This is a genomic window from Streptomyces sp. NBC_00306 (genome assembly GCF_036169555.1).
GTDB lineage: Bacteria > Actinomycetota > Actinomycetes > Streptomycetales > Streptomycetaceae > Streptomyces > Streptomyces achmelvichensis.
Genome location: NZ_CP108032.1, coordinates 4,795,276 through 4,813,631, shown reverse-complemented (window position 1 = coordinate 4,813,631; position 18,356 = coordinate 4,795,276). Strand labels below are relative to the sequence as shown.

17 protein-coding genes and 3 tRNA genes are annotated in these 18,356 nt (G+C 68.4%); 3 read left to right on the top strand and 17 right to left on the bottom strand.

What is annotated here, in order from left to right:
* Positions 1–67 precede the first annotated feature (67 nt).
* The 9 genes from rpoB to OHA05_RS21455 form a co-directional block, all read right to left on the bottom strand.
* Positions 68–3,550, bottom strand: a complete 3,483-nt coding sequence (gene rpoB, locus OHA05_RS21495; RefSeq protein WP_313944696.1) for a DNA-directed RNA polymerase subunit beta — start codon at positions 3,548–3,550, stop codon at positions 68–70.
* Positions 3,551–4,100: 550 nt separating this feature from the next.
* On the bottom strand, positions 4,101–4,484 hold the full coding sequence (rplL, locus tag OHA05_RS21490) for a 50S ribosomal protein L7/L12 (protein WP_313944697.1): 384 nt from the start codon (positions 4,482–4,484) through the stop codon (positions 4,101–4,103).
* A gap of 108 nt (positions 4,485–4,592) precedes the next feature.
* Positions 4,593–5,120, bottom strand: coding sequence for a 50S ribosomal protein L10 (gene rplJ, locus OHA05_RS21485; protein WP_328861471.1), 528 nt, complete (start codon positions 5,118–5,120; stop codon positions 4,593–4,595).
* Between the two features lie 312 nt (positions 5,121–5,432).
* Positions 5,433–6,293, bottom strand: coding sequence for a DUF1396 domain-containing protein (locus OHA05_RS21480; protein ID WP_328861470.1), 861 nt, complete (start codon positions 6,291–6,293; stop codon positions 5,433–5,435).
* 162 nt (positions 6,294–6,455) lie between these two features.
* Entirely contained in the window at positions 6,456–7,178 is a 723-nt protein-coding gene (rplA, locus tag OHA05_RS21475; RefSeq protein WP_313944700.1) for a 50S ribosomal protein L1, read from the bottom strand.
* Between the two features lie 82 nt (positions 7,179–7,260).
* Positions 7,261–7,695: a 50S ribosomal protein L11 gene (rplK, locus tag OHA05_RS21470; protein ID WP_123188882.1), complete on the bottom strand. Its 435-nt coding sequence runs from the start codon at positions 7,693–7,695 to the stop codon at positions 7,261–7,263.
* 163 nt (positions 7,696–7,858) lie between these two features.
* Positions 7,859–8,758 carry a transcription termination/antitermination protein NusG gene (gene nusG, locus OHA05_RS21465; protein ID WP_313944701.1) on the bottom strand — a complete coding sequence of 300 codons (900 nt, stop codon included), beginning with the start codon at positions 8,756–8,758 and terminating at the stop codon, positions 7,859–7,861.
* A 76-nt stretch (positions 8,759–8,834) separates the two neighbouring features.
* Entirely contained in the window at positions 8,835–9,116 is a 282-nt protein-coding gene (gene secE / locus OHA05_RS21460; RefSeq protein ID WP_313944702.1) for a preprotein translocase subunit SecE, read from the bottom strand.
* Between the two features lie 107 nt (positions 9,117–9,223).
* A tRNA-Trp gene (locus OHA05_RS21455) sits at positions 9,224–9,296 on the bottom strand.
* 169 nt (positions 9,297–9,465) lie between these two features.
* Between OHA05_RS21455 and OHA05_RS21450 the strand changes: the two genes are divergently transcribed.
* Both OHA05_RS21450 and OHA05_RS21445 read left to right on the top strand, forming a co-directional pair.
* Positions 9,466–10,692: a pyridoxal phosphate-dependent aminotransferase gene (locus tag OHA05_RS21450; RefSeq protein WP_313944703.1), complete on the top strand. Its 1,227-nt coding sequence runs from the start codon at positions 9,466–9,468 to the stop codon at positions 10,690–10,692.
* Between the two features lie 119 nt (positions 10,693–10,811).
* On the top strand, positions 10,812–11,873 hold the full coding sequence (locus OHA05_RS21445) for an adenosine deaminase (RefSeq protein ID WP_328861469.1): 1,062 nt from the start codon (positions 10,812–10,814) through the stop codon (positions 11,871–11,873).
* A 125-nt stretch (positions 11,874–11,998) separates the two neighbouring features.
* Here the strand turns inward: OHA05_RS21445 and OHA05_RS21440 are convergent, their stop codons facing one another.
* From OHA05_RS21440 to OHA05_RS21405, 8 genes are all read right to left on the bottom strand, one after another.
* Positions 11,999–13,099: a UDP-N-acetylmuramate dehydrogenase gene (locus tag OHA05_RS21440; RefSeq protein ID WP_328861468.1), complete on the bottom strand. Its 1,101-nt coding sequence runs from the start codon at positions 13,097–13,099 to the stop codon at positions 11,999–12,001.
* A 95-nt stretch (positions 13,100–13,194) separates the two neighbouring features.
* Complete coding sequence (locus OHA05_RS21435; protein WP_328861467.1) at positions 13,195–14,637, bottom strand: MFS transporter; 1,443 nt, start codon at positions 14,635–14,637, stop codon at positions 13,195–13,197.
* Between the two features lie 76 nt (positions 14,638–14,713).
* On the bottom strand, positions 14,714–15,271 hold the full coding sequence (locus OHA05_RS21430) for a TetR/AcrR family transcriptional regulator (RefSeq protein ID WP_313944707.1): 558 nt from the start codon (positions 15,269–15,271) through the stop codon (positions 14,714–14,716).
* A 136-nt stretch (positions 15,272–15,407) separates the two neighbouring features.
* Positions 15,408–15,836, bottom strand: a complete 429-nt coding sequence (locus tag OHA05_RS21425; protein ID WP_328861466.1) for a MaoC family dehydratase — start codon at positions 15,834–15,836, stop codon at positions 15,408–15,410.
* The gene (locus OHA05_RS21420) at positions 15,836–16,288 is read right to left on the bottom strand and encodes a MaoC family dehydratase N-terminal domain-containing protein (RefSeq protein ID WP_313944709.1); all 453 of its coding nucleotides are present in this window, start codon (positions 16,286–16,288) and stop codon (positions 15,836–15,838) included. The genes OHA05_RS21425 and OHA05_RS21420 overlap by 1 nt, the downstream gene beginning before the upstream one ends.
* Positions 16,289–16,372: 84 nt before the next feature.
* Positions 16,373–16,537: a 50S ribosomal protein L33 gene (rpmG, locus tag OHA05_RS21415; RefSeq protein WP_003956487.1), complete on the bottom strand. Its 165-nt coding sequence runs from the start codon at positions 16,535–16,537 to the stop codon at positions 16,373–16,375.
* Between the two features lie 89 nt (positions 16,538–16,626).
* Positions 16,627–16,699, bottom strand: a tRNA-Met gene (locus OHA05_RS21410).
* 46 nt (positions 16,700–16,745) lie between these two features.
* Positions 16,746–16,818, bottom strand: a tRNA-Thr gene (locus tag OHA05_RS21405).
* A gap of 273 nt (positions 16,819–17,091) precedes the next feature.
* On the opposite strand from OHA05_RS21405, the gene OHA05_RS21400 reads away from it, so the two are divergent.
* Positions 17,092–18,324: an amidohydrolase family protein gene (locus OHA05_RS21400; RefSeq protein ID WP_313944710.1), complete on the top strand. Its 1,233-nt coding sequence runs from the start codon at positions 17,092–17,094 to the stop codon at positions 18,322–18,324.
* The last annotated feature ends 32 nt before the right edge of the window (positions 18,325–18,356 follow it).

Genomic DNA, 18,356 nt, shown 5'->3' with positions numbered 1-18,356 from the left:
CTCAATCATGGTCTGAACGGTCCCGGGGATGACGGGGGGCTCTTGAGCGAGCCCCCCGTCAGGCCCGTCAGACCTCTTCGACGCTGCTCGGCTCGCGCCGGGACAGGTCGATACCGAGCTCCTCCGCCGCGCGGAAGACGTCCTCGTCGGTGTCGCGCATCTCGATGGACATGCCGTCCGAGGACAGCACCTCCACGTTGAGGCAGAGCGACTGCATTTCCTTGATGAGCACCTTGAAGGACTCGGGAATGCCCGGCTCGGGGATGTTCTCGCCCTTGACGATGGCCTCGTAGACCTTCACGCGGCCGGTCACGTCGTCGGACTTGATGGTCAGCAGCTCCTGGAGGGCGTAGGCGGCTCCATAAGCCTCGAGCGCCCACACCTCCATCTCACCGAAGCGCTGGCCACCGAACTGTGCCTTACCACCCAGCGGCTGCTGCGTGATCATCGAGTACGGACCGGTCGAACGTGCGTGGAGCTTGTCGTCGACCAGGTGGTGGAGCTTGAGGATGTACATGTACCCGACCGAAACCGGGTCCGGGAACGGCTCACCGGAGCGGCCGTCGAACAGGTTGGCCTTGCCGGACGGCTGGACCATCCGGTTGCCGTCGCGGTTCGGGATCGTGGACTCGAAGAGACCCGAGATCTCGTCCTCGCGCGCACCGTCGAAGACCGGGGTGGCGACGTTGGTACCGGCAGCGACCTCGTCGGCGCCGATGACCTTCAGCCGCTCCATCCACTCCTCGCTGCCCTCGACCTTCCAGCCCTGGCTGGCGAGCCAGCCGAGGTGGATCTCGAGAACCTGTCCCGGGTTCATTCGGGACGGGACACCCAGCGGGTTGAGGATGATGTCGACCGGGGTGCCGTCCTCCAGGAACGGCATGTCCTCGATCGGCAGGATCTTCGAGATGACGCCCTTGTTGCCGTGACGGCCGGCGAGCTTGTCACCGTCGGTGATCTTGCGCTTCTGCGCGACGTAGACGCGGACCAGCTGGTTCACGCCCGGCGGCAGTTCGTCGCCCTCTTCGCGGTCGAAGACGCGGACGCCGATGACCTTGCCGATCTCGCCGTGGGGCACCTTCAGCGAGGTGTCACGCACTTCGCGCGCCTTCTCACCGAAGATCGCACGGAGCAGACGCTCCTCCGGGGTCAGCTCGGTCTCACCCTTGGGCGTGACCTTGCCGACGAGGATGTCGCCGGCGACGACCTCGGCACCGATACGGATGATGCCGCGCTCGTCGAGGTCCGCGAGGACCTCCTCGGAGACGTTCGGGATGTCCCGGGTGATCTCCTCCGGACCGAGCTTGGTGTCACGGGCGTCGACCTCGTGCTCCTCGATGTGGATCGAGGAGAGGACGTCGTCCTGCACGAGGCGCTGCGACAGGATGATCGCGTCCTCGTAGTTGTGACCCTCCCACGGCATGAAGGCGACGAGCAGGTTCTTGCCCAGCGCCATCTCGCCCTGCTCGGTGGCCGGACCGTCGGCGAGAACCTGGTTCTCGACGACGCGGTCGCCCTCGTTGACGACGACCTTCTGGTTGACCGAGGTGCCCTGGTTGGAGCGGGAGAACTTGGCGACGCGGTACGTGGTGTACGTGCCGTCGTCGTTGGCGACCGTGACGTAGTCCGCGGAGACCTCCTGGACCACACCGTCCTTCTCGGCCTTGATGACGTCACCGGCGTCGACCGCACAGCGGTACTCCATGCCGGTGCCGACCAGCGGCGCCTCGGCCGTGATCAGCGGAACGGCCTGACGCATCATGTTCGCGCCCATGAGGGCACGGTTGGCGTCGTCGTGCTCGAGGAACGGGATCATGGCGGTCGCGACCGACACCATCTGGCGCGGCGAGACGTCCATGTAGTCCACGTCGGAGCCCGGGACGTAGTCGACCTCTCCGCCACGACGGCGGACCAGCACGCGGTTCTCGGCGAACCGCATGTCGTCGGTCAGCGCGGCGTTGGCCTGCGCGATGACGAAGCGGTCCTCCTCGTCGGCGGTCAGGTAGTCGACGTCGTCGGTCACCTGGTCGTCGACGACACGGCGGTACGGCGTCTCGACGAAACCGAACGCGTTGACGCGGCCGTAGGACGCGAGCGAGCCGATCAGACCGATGTTCGGGCCTTCAGGGGTCTCGATCGGGCACATGCGGCCGTAGTGCGACGGGTGAACGTCTCGGACCTCGAAGCCGGCCCGCTCACGGGAGAGACCACCCGGACCGAGCGCCGACAGACGGCGCTTGTGGGTGAGACCCGACAGCGGGTTGTTCTGGTCCATGAACTGCGACAGCTGGCTGGTGCCGAAGAACTCCTTGATGGAGGCGACGACCGGCCGGATGTTGATCAGGGTCTGCGGCGTGATCGCCTCGACGTCCTGGGTTGTCATGCGCTCACGCACGACGCGCTCCATACGAGCCAGACCCGTGCGGACCTGGTTCTGGATGAGCTCGCCGACGTTGCGCAGACGACGGTTGCCGAAGTGGTCGATGTCGTCGGTCTCGACGACGATCTGGGTGCCGCTCTCGCCGACCGTGTCGGTCTCACCGGCGTGCAGCTTGACCAGGTACTTGATGGTCGCGATGACGTCGTCGGTGGTGAGCACGCCGGCGTCCAGCGGCTCGTCCGCGCCGAGCTTCTTGTTCACCTTGTAGCGGCCGACCTTGGCGAGGTCGTAGCGCTTCGGGTTGAAGTAGAGGTTCTCGAGCAGCGTCTGAGCAGCCTCACGCGTGGGCGGCTCGCCCGGGCGGAGCTTGCGGTAGATGTCGAGCAGCGCGTCGTCCTGGCCCTGGGTGTGGTCCTTCTCCAGGGTGGCGCGCATGGACTCGTACTCGCCGAACTCCTCGAGGATCTGCTCGGTGGTCCAGCCGAGAGCCTTCAGGAGGACGGTGACGGACTGCTTGCGCTTGCGGTCGATGCGGACACCGACCATGTCGCGCTTGTCGATCTCCATCTCGAGCCAGGCACCCCGGGACGGGATGATCTTGGCCGTGAAGATGTCCTTGTCGGACGTCTTGTCGATGTTGGAGTCGAAGTAGACACCCGGCGAGCGGACCAGCTGCGACACCACGACACGCTCGGTGCCGTTGATGACGAACGTGCCCTTGTTGGTCATGAGCGGGAAGTCGCCCATGAAGACCGTCTGGGACTTGATCTCGCCGGTCTCGTTGTTGGTGAACTCGGCGGTGACGAAGAGCGGGGCCGCGTACGTGAAGTCGCGCTCCTTGCACTCGTCGATGGAGTTCTTCGGAGGCTCGAAGCGGTGGTCGCGGAAGGTCAGGGACATCGACCCGGAGAAGTCCTCGATCGGGGAGATCTCCTCGAAGATCTCCTCCAGACCGGACTTCGTGGGGACGTCCTGTCCGCTGTCCAGGGCCGCCTCGACTCGAGACTTCCAGGCGGCATTGCCGAGAAGCCAGTCAAAGCTCTCGGTCTGCAGCGCGAGGAGGTTCGGAACCTCGAGGGGCTCCTTGATCTTTGCAAAAGAGATGCGCAGCGGGGCGGTGCTGGCGCCGTTGTTCGTATTCGCGGTCGAGGCGTTGCGCGAGGCGGCCAAGAGGGGGTCCTTCCGAGGGCTCGGACTCACTACGCGCGTACCGGTCCCATGCCGGACACAGAGGAAGAAATCCCAGCTGGGGGATGTTCAGTCCACTGTGCTCATGCGTGGGGATGCCCCTGGTGACGGGCAGGAGGCAGCTAACAGGCAGCGCAAAGGGTCAGTGTAGCCACTTGGCACACTGATGTCCAGTGCGGGTTTTCGAGACCCTCGTTGTTCTCAACTCCGCGTAAGCCCTCGCGCCGGGAGGCGCACATCCTTACTGCCCGTTCGGTCGTCGATCCATGCCTCGGATCCGGATCGTTGTGACGACGCGTCCTGAGAATTGCGCGCTCCGTGCGGTTCGTCAAGGCCCCCCAACCCAACCGGCTGACGAGATCGTCACTGACCAGGGTGCGGGACGCACGGCGAAGATCACGATACTCGTCGCAAACGGAAGCGCAATGCGCCCTGTCCACAACGCCGAAGGGCGACCACCCGGATGGGTGATCGCCCTTCGCTGTGCCTCCCGCGGAACCTGAGCGGAACCGACGGTGGGAGGCTCAGAAGGTCACTTGACCTCGACGGAGGCGCCGGCGGCCTTGAGGGACTCGGCGGCCTTCTCAGCGGCCTCCTTGGCGACCTTCTCGAGGACAGGCTTCGGGGTGCCGTCGACGAGGTCCTTGGCCTCCTTCAGACCCAGGGAGGTCAGCTCACGCACGACCTTGATGACCTGGATCTTCTTGTCGCCGGCGCCCGTGAGGATGACGTCGAACTCGTCCTGCTCGGCCTCGGCCTCGGCCGGGGCGGCAGCGGCGCCACCAGCGGCAACGGCGACCGGAGCGGCGGCGGTGACGTCGAACTTCTCCTCGAAGGCCTTCACGAACTCGGAGAGCTCGATGAGGGTCATCTCTTCGAACTGCGCGAGCAGGTCGTCCTGGCTGAGCTTCGCCATGATGGCGGTCCTTCCACTAAATCGGCTGGTGCCGGATGTACATGAAGGCGGGCGTACAGGCCCGCTACGACCAGGGCGTCACATAGCCCCGGTCAATGCGCGAGCCGATTACTCGGCACCGCCCTGCTCGGCCTTCTTGGCGCGAAGCGCTTCCGCGGTGCGGACGAACTTCGACGGGAGCGCCTGGAAGAGCGCGGCAGCCTGCGACTGCTTGCCCTTCATGGCGCCCGCCAGCTTGGCGAGCAGAACCTCGCGGGACTCGAGGTCCGCAAGCTTCTTGATCTCGTCGGCGGACAGCGCCTTACCCTCAAGGACACCGCCCTTGATGACGAGAGCGGGGTTGTCCTTGGCGAAGTCACGCAGTCCCTTCGCCGCCACCACCGGGTCACCGGTGACGAAGGCAACAGCCGTCGAGCCCTTGAGGTGCTCGTCCAGCTCGATCCCGGCCTCCTTGGCCGCGATCTGGGTCAGCGTGTTCTTCACCACTCGGTACTGAGCGTTCTCGCCGAGAGAACGGCGAAGCTCCTTGAGCTGCGCCACGGTCAGTCCGGTGTAGGACGTCACAACAGCTGCATGGGAACCGCGGAGCTTCTCCGTGATTTCTGCAACGGCTGCGACCTTGTCGGACGTCGCCATGTGCCTCGGCCTCCTTCCGGGGTGATGATCCTCGGCTGACCTTTCGATCAACCGCACGTCGCCGGACCGCCTGAATCAGGCACGTGGAGAAGGGGCTCTGCACAAAACGAAACGCCCCGGCACAGGTGCACGGGGCGTGAACTCGACCGGACGGAACCGTCCGGGAGTACTTCCACAGTCACCTGCGCGGGTCGTTCGCAGTTCAGCGAATCCTTCGGCCGCCACACCCTCTTGCGAAGGCGCAGCAACGACCAGCGGTCTTTGGCTTCTGGGGAAGAGTACGTGAAGCGGTCCAGGTCAAGCAAATCGGTCCTACGGCTCCTGACCGGCGCCCTTGAACATCTCGGCCAGGTCAGCGGTTTCCGACGCGGGAGGCGCCGTCACCACGACGGGCTTGTTGTAGTCGAGGAACGTCATCGTCAGGTCCAGCGGTCCCTTGGTGCCCTTGGCCCGGATGCGGAACTGCTTGGTCTGGTCGTTCCCGTCGATCCACATGTCCATCGAGAGCGACGAGACCCCCATCTTCTCGTACTCCTCGAGGCTCTTCTCCCGGCGCTTCCTGGTCGCCGCGTCCTCCTTCACGAGGCCCTGGCGCATCGTCGCCAGCTGCACGGTGCCGGTGTAGTGCGTCGTGGCCACGCCGTCGACGGTCTGCGGGCCGACCTTCCGGAGGTCCTTGGCAGCGGTCAGGGACTCGGAGTCCTCGGCAGGGTTACGGTCGGCCCGGCCGACGCCGGCGAACGGATCCTGGCCGCCCGCACTCTTGCCCATCGCGGACAGGTCGAACTTGATCCAGCTCTTGCCGTCCAGCTCGTCGGCCGCGTCCTTGCCGCCGTTGATGTAGACGGCGCCCCCGACGAGCCGCATCTCCACCTCGCCGCTCTGGGCGGCGTCCTTCTGCGTCATGTGCATTCGCATGACGGCCGGCTTGAAGCCGATCGCGGCCCGGGCCGCGAGCGAGCCCTGCCCGGGGATCCGCCCCGTCATGCGGTACGAGAGGGAGGTGAGCTTCTCGTTCTTCGCCGCGGCACGCTCGATGGCCGCGGCCAACGTGACCCGTACCGGCTTCGAGACGCTCTTGCGGTCCGGCTGGGCCGAACCGTCCCCCGAGCAGGCCGCAGCGCCGCCCAGCAGTGCTCCGGCGAGCGCGAGCCCGGCCGCCTTCCGGTACATCGGATGCACGTTCCCCCCACAGGTGTACGCATGGATCTCACAAATCCCCGTGACCCTACCGTCAGGGACTGACAGCGCCCCAGCGAATAAAGCCGGCCCCCGCACCTCCTGGGAGGTGCGGGGGCCGGCTTCGGTGCGCGAGACCCGCGGCTGCCGTCAGGATCAGACGGAGGCCGGGTCCTCCTCGACGAGGAGGTTGCGGGTGCGGTTGGAGTCCAGCGGGATGCCGGGGCCCATCGTCGTGGTCAGGGTCGCCTTCTTGATGTAGCGGCCCTTCGCGGCGGACGGCTTCAGACGGAGGATCTCCTCCAGAGCCGCGGCGTAGTTCTCGACCAGCTTCGTCTCGTCGAAGGAGACCTTGCCGATGATGAAGTGCAGGTTCGAGTGCTTGTCGACGCGGAACTCGATCTTGCCGCCCTTGATGTCGTTCACAGCCTTGGTGACATCGGGGGTGACGGTGCCGGTCTTCGGGTTCGGCATCAGACCACGCGGACCGAGCACGCGGCCGAGGCGGCCGACCTTGCCCATGAGGTCCGGGGTGGCGACGACGGCGTCGAAGTCCAGACGGCCCTTCGCAACCTCGTCGATCAGTTCGTCGGAGCCGACGATGTCGGCGCCCGCGGCTTCCGCGGCCGCAGCACGGTCACCGGTCGCGAAGACCAGGACCCGGGCGGTCTTGCCGGTGCCGTGCGGAAGGTTGACGGTGCCACGGACCATCTGGTCGGCCTTGCGCGGGTCGACGCCCAGGCGGAAGGCGACCTCGACGGTTCCGTCGAACTTGGTGGCGGCGGTGTCCTTGGCGAGACGGACGGCCTCGAGCGGGGCGTAGTTGCGCTCCCGGTCGATCTTGGCATCCGCAGCGCGGAGGTTCTTGCTGCGCTTCACTTCTGCTCCTGTTGTGTGTTCAGGCGTGGAGTCGTGGTTCGGACCAGCGCTTGGCCCTACCACTGAGGTCGTACGGGGGCTGTCAGCCCTCGACCGTGATGCCCATGGAACGGGCGGTGCCGGCGATGATCTTCTCGGCGGCGTCCAGGTCGTTGGCGTTCAGGTCGGGCATCTTCGTCGTGGCGATGTCACGGACCTGGTCGCGCGTCAGCTTGGCGACCTTCGTCTTGTGCGGCTCGCCAGAGCCCTTGTCCACACCCGCGGCCTTGAGGATCAGCTTGGCGGCCGGCGGAGTCTTGGTGATGAAGGTGAAGGAACGGTCCTCGTAGACCGTGATCTCCACCGGCACGACCATGCCACGCTGCGACTCGGTCGCGGCGTTGTAGGCCTTGCAGAACTCCATGATGTTGACGCCGTGCTGACCCAGTGCGGGGCCGACCGGCGGAGCCGGGTTGGCCGCGCCGGCCTGGATCTGGAGCTTGATAAGCCCCGTGACCTTCTTCTTCTTGGGAGGCATTGCTCTCTCCGGGTCCTAGTGAGAGTTTCCAGCGCTCCAGCCGATCATCCGGATGGAGGCATACCGCACAACGATAACGGGTATGACTGTGCGGCCAAAAACCGAGCAGGTCAGAGCGGCTGCGAGAGCCGTTCTGACCTGTTCGGAGGCGTGTGTTCCAGAATCAGTTCTTCTGGATCTGGTCGAAGCTCAGCTCGACCGGGGTCTCGCGGCCGAAGATCTCGACGAGACCCTTGACCTTCTTCGAGTCCGGGTTGATCTCGTTGATCGTCGCCTGGAGCGTCGCGAACGGACCGTCGGTGACGGTGACCGAGTCGCCGACCTCGAAGTCCAGCACCTGGACCTCGACCTTGCGGGCCGGAGCCGGCTTGCCCTCGGCCTCTGCGGCCTCGCGGGCGGCCTTCTCCTCGGCCTCGGGGGCGAGCATCTTGACGATCTCGTCCAGCGTCAGCGGGTACGGGTCGTAGGCGTTGCCCACGAAGCCGGTGACACCGGGGGTGTTGCGGACGACGCCCCAGGACTCGTTCGTCAGGTCCATGCGGACGAGCACATAGCCGGGCAGCTTGTTCTGCCGGACGTTCTTGCGCTCGCCGTTCTTGATCTGGACGATCTCTTCCTCGGGCACTTCGGCCTGGTAGATGAAGTCCTCGACGTTCAGCGAGACGGCACGCTGCTCCAGGTTCGCCTTCACGCGCTTCTCGTAGCCCGCGTAGGTGTGGATGACGTACCACTCGCCGGGCAGACCGCGCAGCTCGTCGCGGAGCGCGGCGACCGGGTCGGCCGGGGCTTCCTCGACGAGGGGCTCCTCGTCGGACTCGTCCTCGTCGGCGGCTTCGTCCTCGTCGGACTCGGACTCGGCGTCAGCGTCGGCTTCGTCGACCTCTGCCTCGGCGGCAGCGTCGTCGTCGGCCTGGACCGCTTCTTCCTCGGCAGGCTCGCCCGCGGCGGCGTCAGCAAGTTCCGCCTGGTCCTCGTCGGCCGCCTCGACGATGTCGAGCTCGTCCTCAGGGGACTCGAGGCTGTCGCTCGGCTCAACGGCGTCGTTCACGTTCGGGTCAGACACGGTGGCTGCTTCTTCCTGACTACAGACGGGGTGGAACATGCGAAAGGGGCGCCGCTACCGGCGCCCTTCGCGGGCATCAGCCGAAGACGTACTTGACGGCTTCCTGGAACCCATAGTCAATCACGGTCACCAGACCAATCATGACGACTACGAAGACAATCACCACTGTGGTGTACGTCGTCAGCTGGTTCCGAGTCGGCCAGACGACCTTGCGAAGCTCGGCGACGATCTGCCGGTAGAACAGCGCGAGGCGGCCCAGAGGGCCCTTCTTCCCGCGCTTTCCGCCCTTGCGGGACTTCTTCGAGGGCGCCTCGTCCTCGGCATCAGGCGTGTCGATGGAGCCCACGGCGTCCGTCACGTTCTTTCACCTGATTCCGGGTCGTGGCCGTGCCGCGCCCGGTGGAGCCGCACGGCGGTTCATTGAATAACGTACATGCGCACACAACCTGGCGAAGGTGTGTGTAGCAGGGCCGGAGGGACTTGAACCCCCAACCGCTGGTTTTGGAGACCAGTGCTCTACCAATTGAGCTACGACCCTTTGTGGTTTCCCCAACCTACCGCATCCGCAGACGTGGTCGGTGAGGGCCAACGACGAGTGAGTGTACGTGGTCAGGGGCCCCGCGTCGAACAGATAGCTCCGGAGCGGTTCCTGTCCGCTACGCGAAACACGTGTGCCGGGCGCGTTTGCCGTCTGGGACGATGGCCGTATGAGCGCTGCAACCCCTCCGACCGAGCGCCGGGTCTCCGCCCGCATCGGTGCGATCTCCGAGTCCGCCACCCTCGCCGTCGACGCCAAGGCCAAGGCCCTCAAGGCCGCCGGGCGTCCGGTGATCGGCTTCGGCGCGGGTGAGCCCGACTTCCCCACGCCCGACTACATCGTCGAGGCTGCGATCGAGGCCTGCCGCAACCCGAAGTACCACCGCTACACGCCCGCCGGCGGTCTGCCCGAGCTGAAGAAGGCCATCGCCGACAAGACGCTGCGGGATTCCGGTTACGCCGTGGACCCCGCGCAGATCCTGGTGACCAACGGCGGCAAGCAGGCGATCTACGAGGCGTTCGCGGCGATCCTGGACCCGGGTGACGAGGTCATCGTGCCCGCTCCGTACTGGACGACCTACCCCGAGTCGATCCGGCTCGCGGGCGGCGTCCCGGTCGAGGTGGTGGCCGACGAGACGACCGGTTACCGGGTCTCCGTCGAGCAGCTGGAGGCCGCGCGCACCGAGCGTACGAAGGTCGTCCTGTTCGTCTCCCCGTCCAACCCGACCGGCGCCGTCTACAGCCGCGAGGACTCGGAGGCCATCGGCCGCTGGGCCGTCGAGCACGGCCTGTGGGTGATGACGGACGAGATCTACGAGCACCTGGTGTACGGCGACGCCACCTTCTCCTCGCTGCCGGCGCTCGTTCCCGAGCTGCGCGACAAGTGCATCGTCGTCAACGGTGTGGCCAAGACCTATGCCATGACCGGCTGGCGTGTGGGGTGGATCATCGGCCCGAAGGACGTGGTCAAGGCCGCGACCAACCTCCAGTCGCACGCGACGTCCAACGTGTCGAACGTCGCCCAGATCGCGGCGCTGGCCGCGGTGTCCGGCAGCCTGGACGCGGTGGCCGAGATGCGCACCGCCTTCGACCGCCGGCGGCAGACGATCGTGCGGATGCTCAACGAGATCGACGGCGTGGTCTGCCCGGAGCCGGAGGGCGCGTTCTACGTGTACCCGTCGGTCAAGGGGCTGCTGGGCAAGGAGCTCCGCGGACAGCGTCCGAAGTCGTCCGTGGAGCTGGCGGCGCTGATCCTGGACGAGGCCGAGGTGGCGGTCGTCCCGGGCGAGGCCTTCGGTACGCCGGGCTATCTGCGCCTCTCCTACGCGCTGGGCGACGAGGACCTGGTGGAGGGCGTCTCCCGCCTCCAGAAGCTCCTCGCGGAAGCGCGCGACTGACCTTCGCCGGCGTGACGAGCGGGTCCGGGCTGCCGCCCGGGCCCGCTTCTTCGTTCGGGCAAGGCCACGATCAGGGAAAGGGGCTGCCCGGACACAGCGAGGTGCGGCAAGATCCTGGAATGCTGGACTTTTCCGAGGGACACTCCCCGAACCCCCCTCCCGTACGAGATGTGAGCCTGCTGCCCAAGGCGCATCTGCACCTGCACTTCACCGGATCGATGCGGCCCGGCACCCTGCTCGAACTGGCCGACAAGTACGGCGTGCACCTGCCGGACGCACTGACCGGCGGCGAGCCGCCCAAGCTGCGTGCCACCGACGAGCGCGGGTGGTTCCGCTTCCAGCGGCTCTACGACATGGCGCGGTCCTGCCTGCGCTCCCCCGAGGACATCCGGAGACTGGTGCGCGAGGCCGCCGAGGAGGACGTCCGGGACGGCTCCGGCTGGCTGGAGATCCAGGTCGACCCCACCTCGTACGCGCCGATGCTGGGCGGGCTGATCCCCGCGCTGGAGATCATCCTGGACGCGGTGGACAGCGCGGCACGGGAGACCGGGCTCGGGATGCGCGTGCTGGTGGCCGCGAACCGTATGAAGCACCCGCTGGACGCGCGGACGCTCGCCCGGCTGGCCGTCCGGTACGCCGACCGCGGCGTGGTGGGTTTCGGGCTCTCCAACGACGAACGCCGGGGCATGGCACGGGACTTCGACCGCGCCTTCGCGATCGCGCGGGAGGGCGGACTGCTGGCGGCGCCGCACGGCGGCGAGCTGTCGGGCCCGGCGTCCGTGCGCGACTGCCTGGACGACCTGGACGCCTCGCGCGTGGGCCACGGGGTCCGGGCGGCGGAGGACCCCCGGCTGCTGCGCAAGCTCGCGGAGCGCGGGATCACCTGCGAGGTGTGCCCGTCCTCCAACGTGGCGCTGGGGGTGTACGAGAAGCCCTCGGACGTGCCGCTGCGGACGCTGTACGACGCGGGCGTACCGATGGCGCTGGGCGCGGACGACCCGCTGCTCTTCGGCTCCCGCCTGGCCGCCCAGTACGAGCTGGCCCGCAGGCACCACGGCTTCACCGACGAGGAGCTGGCGGAACTGGCCCGCCAGTCGGTGCGCGGCTCCGCCGCCCCGGCCGAGACCAAGCAGAAGTTGCTGACCGGGGTCGACGACTGGCTGGCCGCCCCGGGGGCCTGAAGCCGGGCTCCCGCCGCCGCGGTACTCGGTCGGTCGTGCGGCGGAGGAGGCGGGCGGCCTCCGGCGCTGGGACGTTGAGGCTCGCCGTCACCGGCGTCAGAGGCCGGGGCCCGCCGTCACCGGCTTCAGAGGCTGACGCCGACCGTCACCGGCTCGTTGACCAGCGTCACCCCGAAGGCCTCGCGCACCCCGGCCACGACCTCGCGGGCGAGCGCCAGCAGGTCCTCGGTGGTGGCCTCGCCGCGATTGGTGAGCGCGAGGGTGTGCTTCGTGGAGATGCGCGCGGGACCCGTGCCGTAGCCCTTGGTGAAGCCGGCCTTGTCGATCAGCCAGGCGGCTGACGTCTTCGTGCGGCCGTCACCCGCCGGGTAGGCGGGCGGGGCGGTGCCGTCGCCGAGGCGCTCGCGGACGCGGTCGAGGAAGGCCGCGTACTGGTCGGCCTCCAGGATCGGGTTGGTGAAGAAGGACCCGGCCGACCAGGTGTCGTGGTCCTCGGGGTCCAGGACCATGCCCTTGCCCGCGCGCAGGTCCAGGACGGCCCGGCGGACCTCCGCGAGCTCCTTGCGGTCACCGGGCTCCGCACCGAGTACGCGGGCGGTCTCCGCGTACTTGAGGGGGGCGCTCAGGCCTCCCGCCTCCTCCAGTTCGAAGCGGACACGCAGCACGACGTAGCGCTCGGGGTGCTCCTTGAAACGGCTGTGACGGTAGGAGAAGGCGCACTCGGCGTTGGAGAGGGTGACCGTCTCACCGCTGCTGCGGTCGTAGGCGACCACCTCGGTGATGGTGGAGGAGACCTCCTGGCCGTACGCGCCGACGTTCTGGATCGGGGTCGCGCCGGCCGAGCCGGGGATACCGGCCAGGCACTCGATGCCCGCGAGTCCCGCCTCGACGGTGCGGGCGACCGCCTCGGTCCAGACCTCACCGGCGGCGAGCTCCAGGTGGTTGCCCTCCAGCCGGAAGCCTTCGGTCGCGATCCGCAGCGCCGTGCCGTCGAAGCCCTTGTCACCGATGACGAGGTTGCTGCCGCCGCCGATGATCAGCAGCGGGGTGCCCGCCGTGTCCGCCGCACGGACGGCGGCGATCACCTCGTCGTCGGTCGTGGCCGTGACGAGCCGGGTCACGGGGCCGCCGAGCCGGAAGGTGGTCAGGGGGGCGAGGGAAGCGTCGTGGAGTTCCTGCACGGGGACAAGGGTACGGTCCGTGGCCGCGCCGCTCGGCGGGGCCACGGACCGGGGGTGCGACCGGGGGCAGGTGCAGCAGCCCGGGACGGCCGCGGGTCACGCCACGGCCGGGCCGGGTGCGTGTGCCCCGGCGCCGCGGGTCAGGCCACGGCCGGCTCCCGCTCCTTGAGTTCGTCCTGCGCCGCCTCCCCCACGGGGCCGCCCGAGCGCCCGCGGCCCGGGATCATCAGCGCGATCACCGCCGCGAGCGCGACGGCCGCGGCACCGATCCACAGCGCCGGGACGGTGCCGTCGCTGAACGCGTCGGGGGTCTCGTACCCGCCCTGGGCGGCGAAGACCGCACCCAGCACCGCGACACCGAGCGCCCCGCCGACCTCACGCAGGGCGTTGTTGGCGCCGGAGGCGATGCCCTGTTCGGCCGGCCGGACGCTGGACATGACCACGCTCGCGGCGGGGGCGAAGTACATCGCCATGCCGATGCCGCTGAGGATCAGGCCGGGAAGCTGGGCCGTGTACGACACCCCCGGCTCCAGGACCATGGCGAACAGACCGAGGCCGATCGCCTGGAGGGCCAGGCCCGTGGCGACGACCGGCCGGCCGCCGATCCGGTCGGAGAGGTATCCGGCGACGGGCGCGACGATCAGCGGCATTCCGGTCCAGGGGAGCATCCGCAGTCCGGCCTCGGTGGGCGAGTAGCCGAGCACGCCCTGGAGGAACTGGCTGAGCAGGAATATCGAGCCGAACATGCCGAGGAACATCAGCAGGGAGGCGATGTTGATCCCGAAGAAGGCACGGTCGCGGAAGAGACGCATGGGGAGCATGGGGTTCTTGGCGCCGATGCCGTGGCGTATGAACGCCAGGATCAGCAGCGTGCCCACGATGAGTCCGGTCAGGATCGGGAAGCTGCTCCAGCCGTCCGCCTGTCCGTTGACGAGCGCGTAGACGATGCCGAAGAGGCCGCCGCTGACGAGAAGGGTGCCGGGGACGTCGAGCCGGGCGTTCGGCGCGTACGACTCGGCGAGGCGCAGCCGGGCGAGCGGCAGCAGGGCGATCCCGATCGGCACGTTCAGCCAGAAGATCCACTGCCAGGAGATGTGTTCGGTGAGACTGCCGCCGATGAGCGGCCCGCTGGCGACGGCGAGACCGGTCACCGCGCCGAATATGCCGAGCGCGGCTCCGCGTCGCGCGGCCGGGACGGCGGCCGTGAGCAGTGTGAGGGTGAGCGGCATCATGACGGCCGCGCCCACGCCCTGCACGGCCCGGGCGGCGATGAGGGAGTCGATGCCGGGCGCGAGCGCTGCCGCGGCCGAGGCGCCGGTGAAGATCGCGAGGCCGGCCATGAACAACCGGCGGCGGCCGAACCGGTCGCCGAGCGCCGCGCCGAACATCAGCAGGACGGCGAAGGTGAGGGTGTACGCGCTCACCGTCCACTCGAGGTCCTCCAGCGCCCCGCCGAGGTCCTCGCGGATGGAGGGCAGAGCGGTGGTGACGACGAGATTGTCGAGTGCCGCCATGAAGCCGGCGACGCTGGTGATGACAAGCGCCCAGACGGCGGAACCGCCCCGGACGGACTGCTGGTCCATAACTCCCCCAGTAGATTAGTTATTGATTACTAACTTTCAGGGACAGACGTCACCCCGGCACAGGGCGAGCCATCCGTCACCGGCGAACGGCGTCCAGCTCGGCCATGTTGAGCCCGGACCACACCCGGTGATCCCGGGGAAAGCCCAACGCCACCAGCACGTTGATCAGCATTCCGCAGCCCGCGAAGTCGGCCGTGTCGCGCGCTCCCCCCAGCGCGACCCGCGCCTGGTCCCAGATCTCGGCCCAGGCGGCCCGGATCGCGTCCCCGAATTCGTGATCGCCCGCCGCTTCGGCCGAGGCCACCGCGACATAGGTCTGCATCTGCATCAGCAGCTGCTCCCGGTCGTCGATCAGCCCCATGTACGCCTCGGCCATCGCCTCCTTGGGCGTGATGTCCGACCGCACCTCCAGAGCAGCGGCCAGCGCCCTGGGTGTCTCTTCGAGGCAACGCTGCGCCGCGGCGAGGAACAGCTCCCTCTTGTTCTTGAAGAGACGGAAGAGATACGGCTGCGAGACGCCGACCCGCTTGGCGATCGCCTCGGTGGAGGTGCCGTGGTAGCCACCCAGCGCGAACTCCGAGATCGCCGCACGGATGACGCTCTCGCGTCGCTCTTCTGCGCTCATCCTGACCATGCGAACAAAGTTAGTGACCAATCACTATCTTGGCAAGGCGTGAGGGACATCACGTACGAAAACGCGGAGCGTGACATGGCGAGGGGCGCCCGCGGCCGCGGGCGCCCCTCGTATGTCCTCTGCTGCGTACCGGAGATCAGGCCAGCTGAACGACGGCGCGGGACATGCTCAGCACCTTCTCGCCCTCGCTCATGGCGACCAGGTCCACCCGCACCCGCTTGTCGTCCAGCAGCGCCGAGACCTTGCCGCTGACCTCGATCAGCGCGCCCTTCTCGTCGTTCGGCACGATGACCGGCCTGGTGAAGCGGACTCCGTACTCGACGACGGCGCCGGGGTCGCCGACCCAGTCCGTCACCACGCGGACCGCCTCGGCCATGGTGAACATGCCGTGCGCGATCACATCGGGCAGTCCGACCTCGGTCGCGAACTTCTCGTTCCAGTGGATCGGGTTGAAGTCCCCCGAGGCGCCCGCGTACTGCACCAGCGTCGCCCGGGTCACCGGGAAGCTCTGGGCCGGCAGTTCGGTGCCGACCTCGACGTCCGCGTAAGAGATCTTCGCCGTCATCACGCCTCCTCGGCGGCGCGCGCCACCAGCTTCGTCCACGCGGTCACCACGTGCTCGCCGGTCTCGTCGTGCACCTCGCCGCGGACCTCCACGACGTCGTTGCCCGCAAGGGACTTGATGCTCTCGATCGTCGACACGACGGTCAGCCGGTCGCCCGCGCGCACCGGCCGGGTGTACGCGAACCGCTGGTCGCGGTGCACCACACGCGAGTAGTCCAGGCCCAGCTGCGGATCCGCCACGACGTCCTCCGCGGCCCGGAAGGTGATCGCGAAGGCGAACGTCGGCGGAGCGATCACATCGGCGTGCCCGAGCGCCTTCGCGGCCTCCGGGTCGGTGTACGCGGCATTGGCGTCACCCACCGCCTCGGCGAACTCGCGGATCTTTTCCCGGCCGACCTCATAGGGCGAGGTGGGCGGATAGGACCGCCCCACGAAGGACTGGTCGAGCGCCATGGACTGGCTCCCTCCTGACAGATTGACCATACAAACGACACGAGGCCGCCCCCGAGTGGGGACGGCCTCGTATACGAGCCTGATTCAGCGCGTTTCGCGGTGCGCCGTGTGCGAGTTGCAGCGCGGGCAGTGCTTCTTCATCTCAAGACGGTCCGGGTTGTTACGCCGGTTCTTCTTGGTGATGTAGTTCCGCTCCTTGCACTCCACGCAGGCCAGCGTGATCTTCGGGCGGACGTCGGTGGCAGCCACGTGAGTGCTCCTTGGACGGACTATTGGACGGATGAACGCATAAAAGAGTAGCCGATCGAAGGACCGACCCCGCAATCGGCTACTGTGTGTAGCGGTGACCGGACTTGAACCGGTGACACAGCGATTATGAGCCGCTTGCTCTACCGACTGAGCTACACCGCTGCGATACCGGATCCCCTCGCCCGGAGGCGAGGATCACCGACATCAGAGCCCCAATACGGAATCGAACCGTAGACCTTCTCCTTACCATGGAGACGCTCTACCGACTGAGCTATTGGGGCGAGCGATGAAGACATTACACGGTCTCTCGCCGTTCGCCCAAATCCGTTTCGTGGCCCCCTGTCCGGCCTCCGACCCGCCGCGCGGACCGCCCTGAGCGGGTGTGAGACGCGGACCTCGCCCCGCCCGTCCCGTACGCCACACGAGGCCACTCCAGTACGACTATTGCGCTCCTCCTCGAAGCGCGGTCGGTGCGCCCCTAGGCTCGAGCACACGCTGCGTGATCATGCCTCTCCTCCCGCGGCCCGAGCCCCACCGCCCCACACAGGAGCGCGATGCCCGACAGTCATCCGCAGCCCTCCGACGGCGCCACCGCTGACACCACCGCGCTGCTGCTGTGCGGCGCCCGGCTGACCGACGGCCGCATCGTCGACGTACGGCTCAGCGGCGGGCTCATCGAGGCGGTCGGCACGGCGGGCAGCCTCACTCCGCACTCCTCCCGCGTCGATCTCAGCGGCTATCTCCTGCTGCCCGCACCGGCCGAGGCGCACGGCCACGGCGACACCGCCCTCACCGCGGACTCCCCCGGCCCCGTCTCGTACGAGACCGAGGAAGTCCAGCGGCGCGCCACCGAAGCCGCGTTGCTCCAGCTCGGGCACGGGGCGACGGCGCTGCGGTCGCATGTACGCATCGGAGACGTGCAGGGGCTCGGCCCTCTGGAGGCGGTGCTCCAGGCGCGGCGTTCGCTGCGCGGGCTCGCCGATCTGACGGCCGTCGCCGTCCCCCGGCTGCTCACCGGCACGGCGGGCGCGGACGGGCTGGCGATGCTGCGGGACGCGGTGAAGATGGGCGCGGGTGTGGTGGGCGGCTGCCCGGACGCCGACCCCGACCCGAGCGGGTACGCGGAAGCCGTCCTGGAGGTCGCGGCCGAACACGGCTGCCCGGTCGATCTGCACACCCACGCCGACGACCCCGCCCGGCTGGCCCGGCTGGCGGCGATGGCGGGCGGGCTGCGGCCCGGCGTGGTGATCGGGCCGTGCGCGGGCCTCGCCCGACTGCCGCGCGACATCGCGTCCCGGGCCGCCGACCAGCTCGCGGCCGCGGGCGTGACCGTCGTCTGTCTGCCGCAGGGCGGCTGCGCCGCCGTGGAACAGCGCGGCAACGCCCCGGTCCGGCTGCTCCGCGCCGCCGGCGTCCGGGTGGCCGCCGGCGGCGGGACACTGCGGGACGTGTCGAACCCGGTGGGCCGCGGCGATCCGCTGGAACCCGCGTATCTGCTGGCCTCTCAGAGCGGAATGCGCCCGCAGGAGGCGTACGGGACGGTGTCGGCCGACGCACGCAGGGCGATGGGCCTGCCGGAGGTACGGGTGGAGGCCGGCTTCCCCGCCGAACTGCTCGCGGTACGCGGCGAACGGCTCTCCGGCGTGCTGTCACTCGCCTACAGCCGGATCGTCATCCACCGGGGGCGGGTGGTCGCGCGGACGAGCGCGGTGCGGGAGTACTGCGACTCGGCGGCGGCGGTCGCGCTCGAACTGCCCCGGCAGGGCCGGTCGGACACCTGCCCGTGAACGGGGAGGGCGTGCGCCCCTCTTGGTTGCGG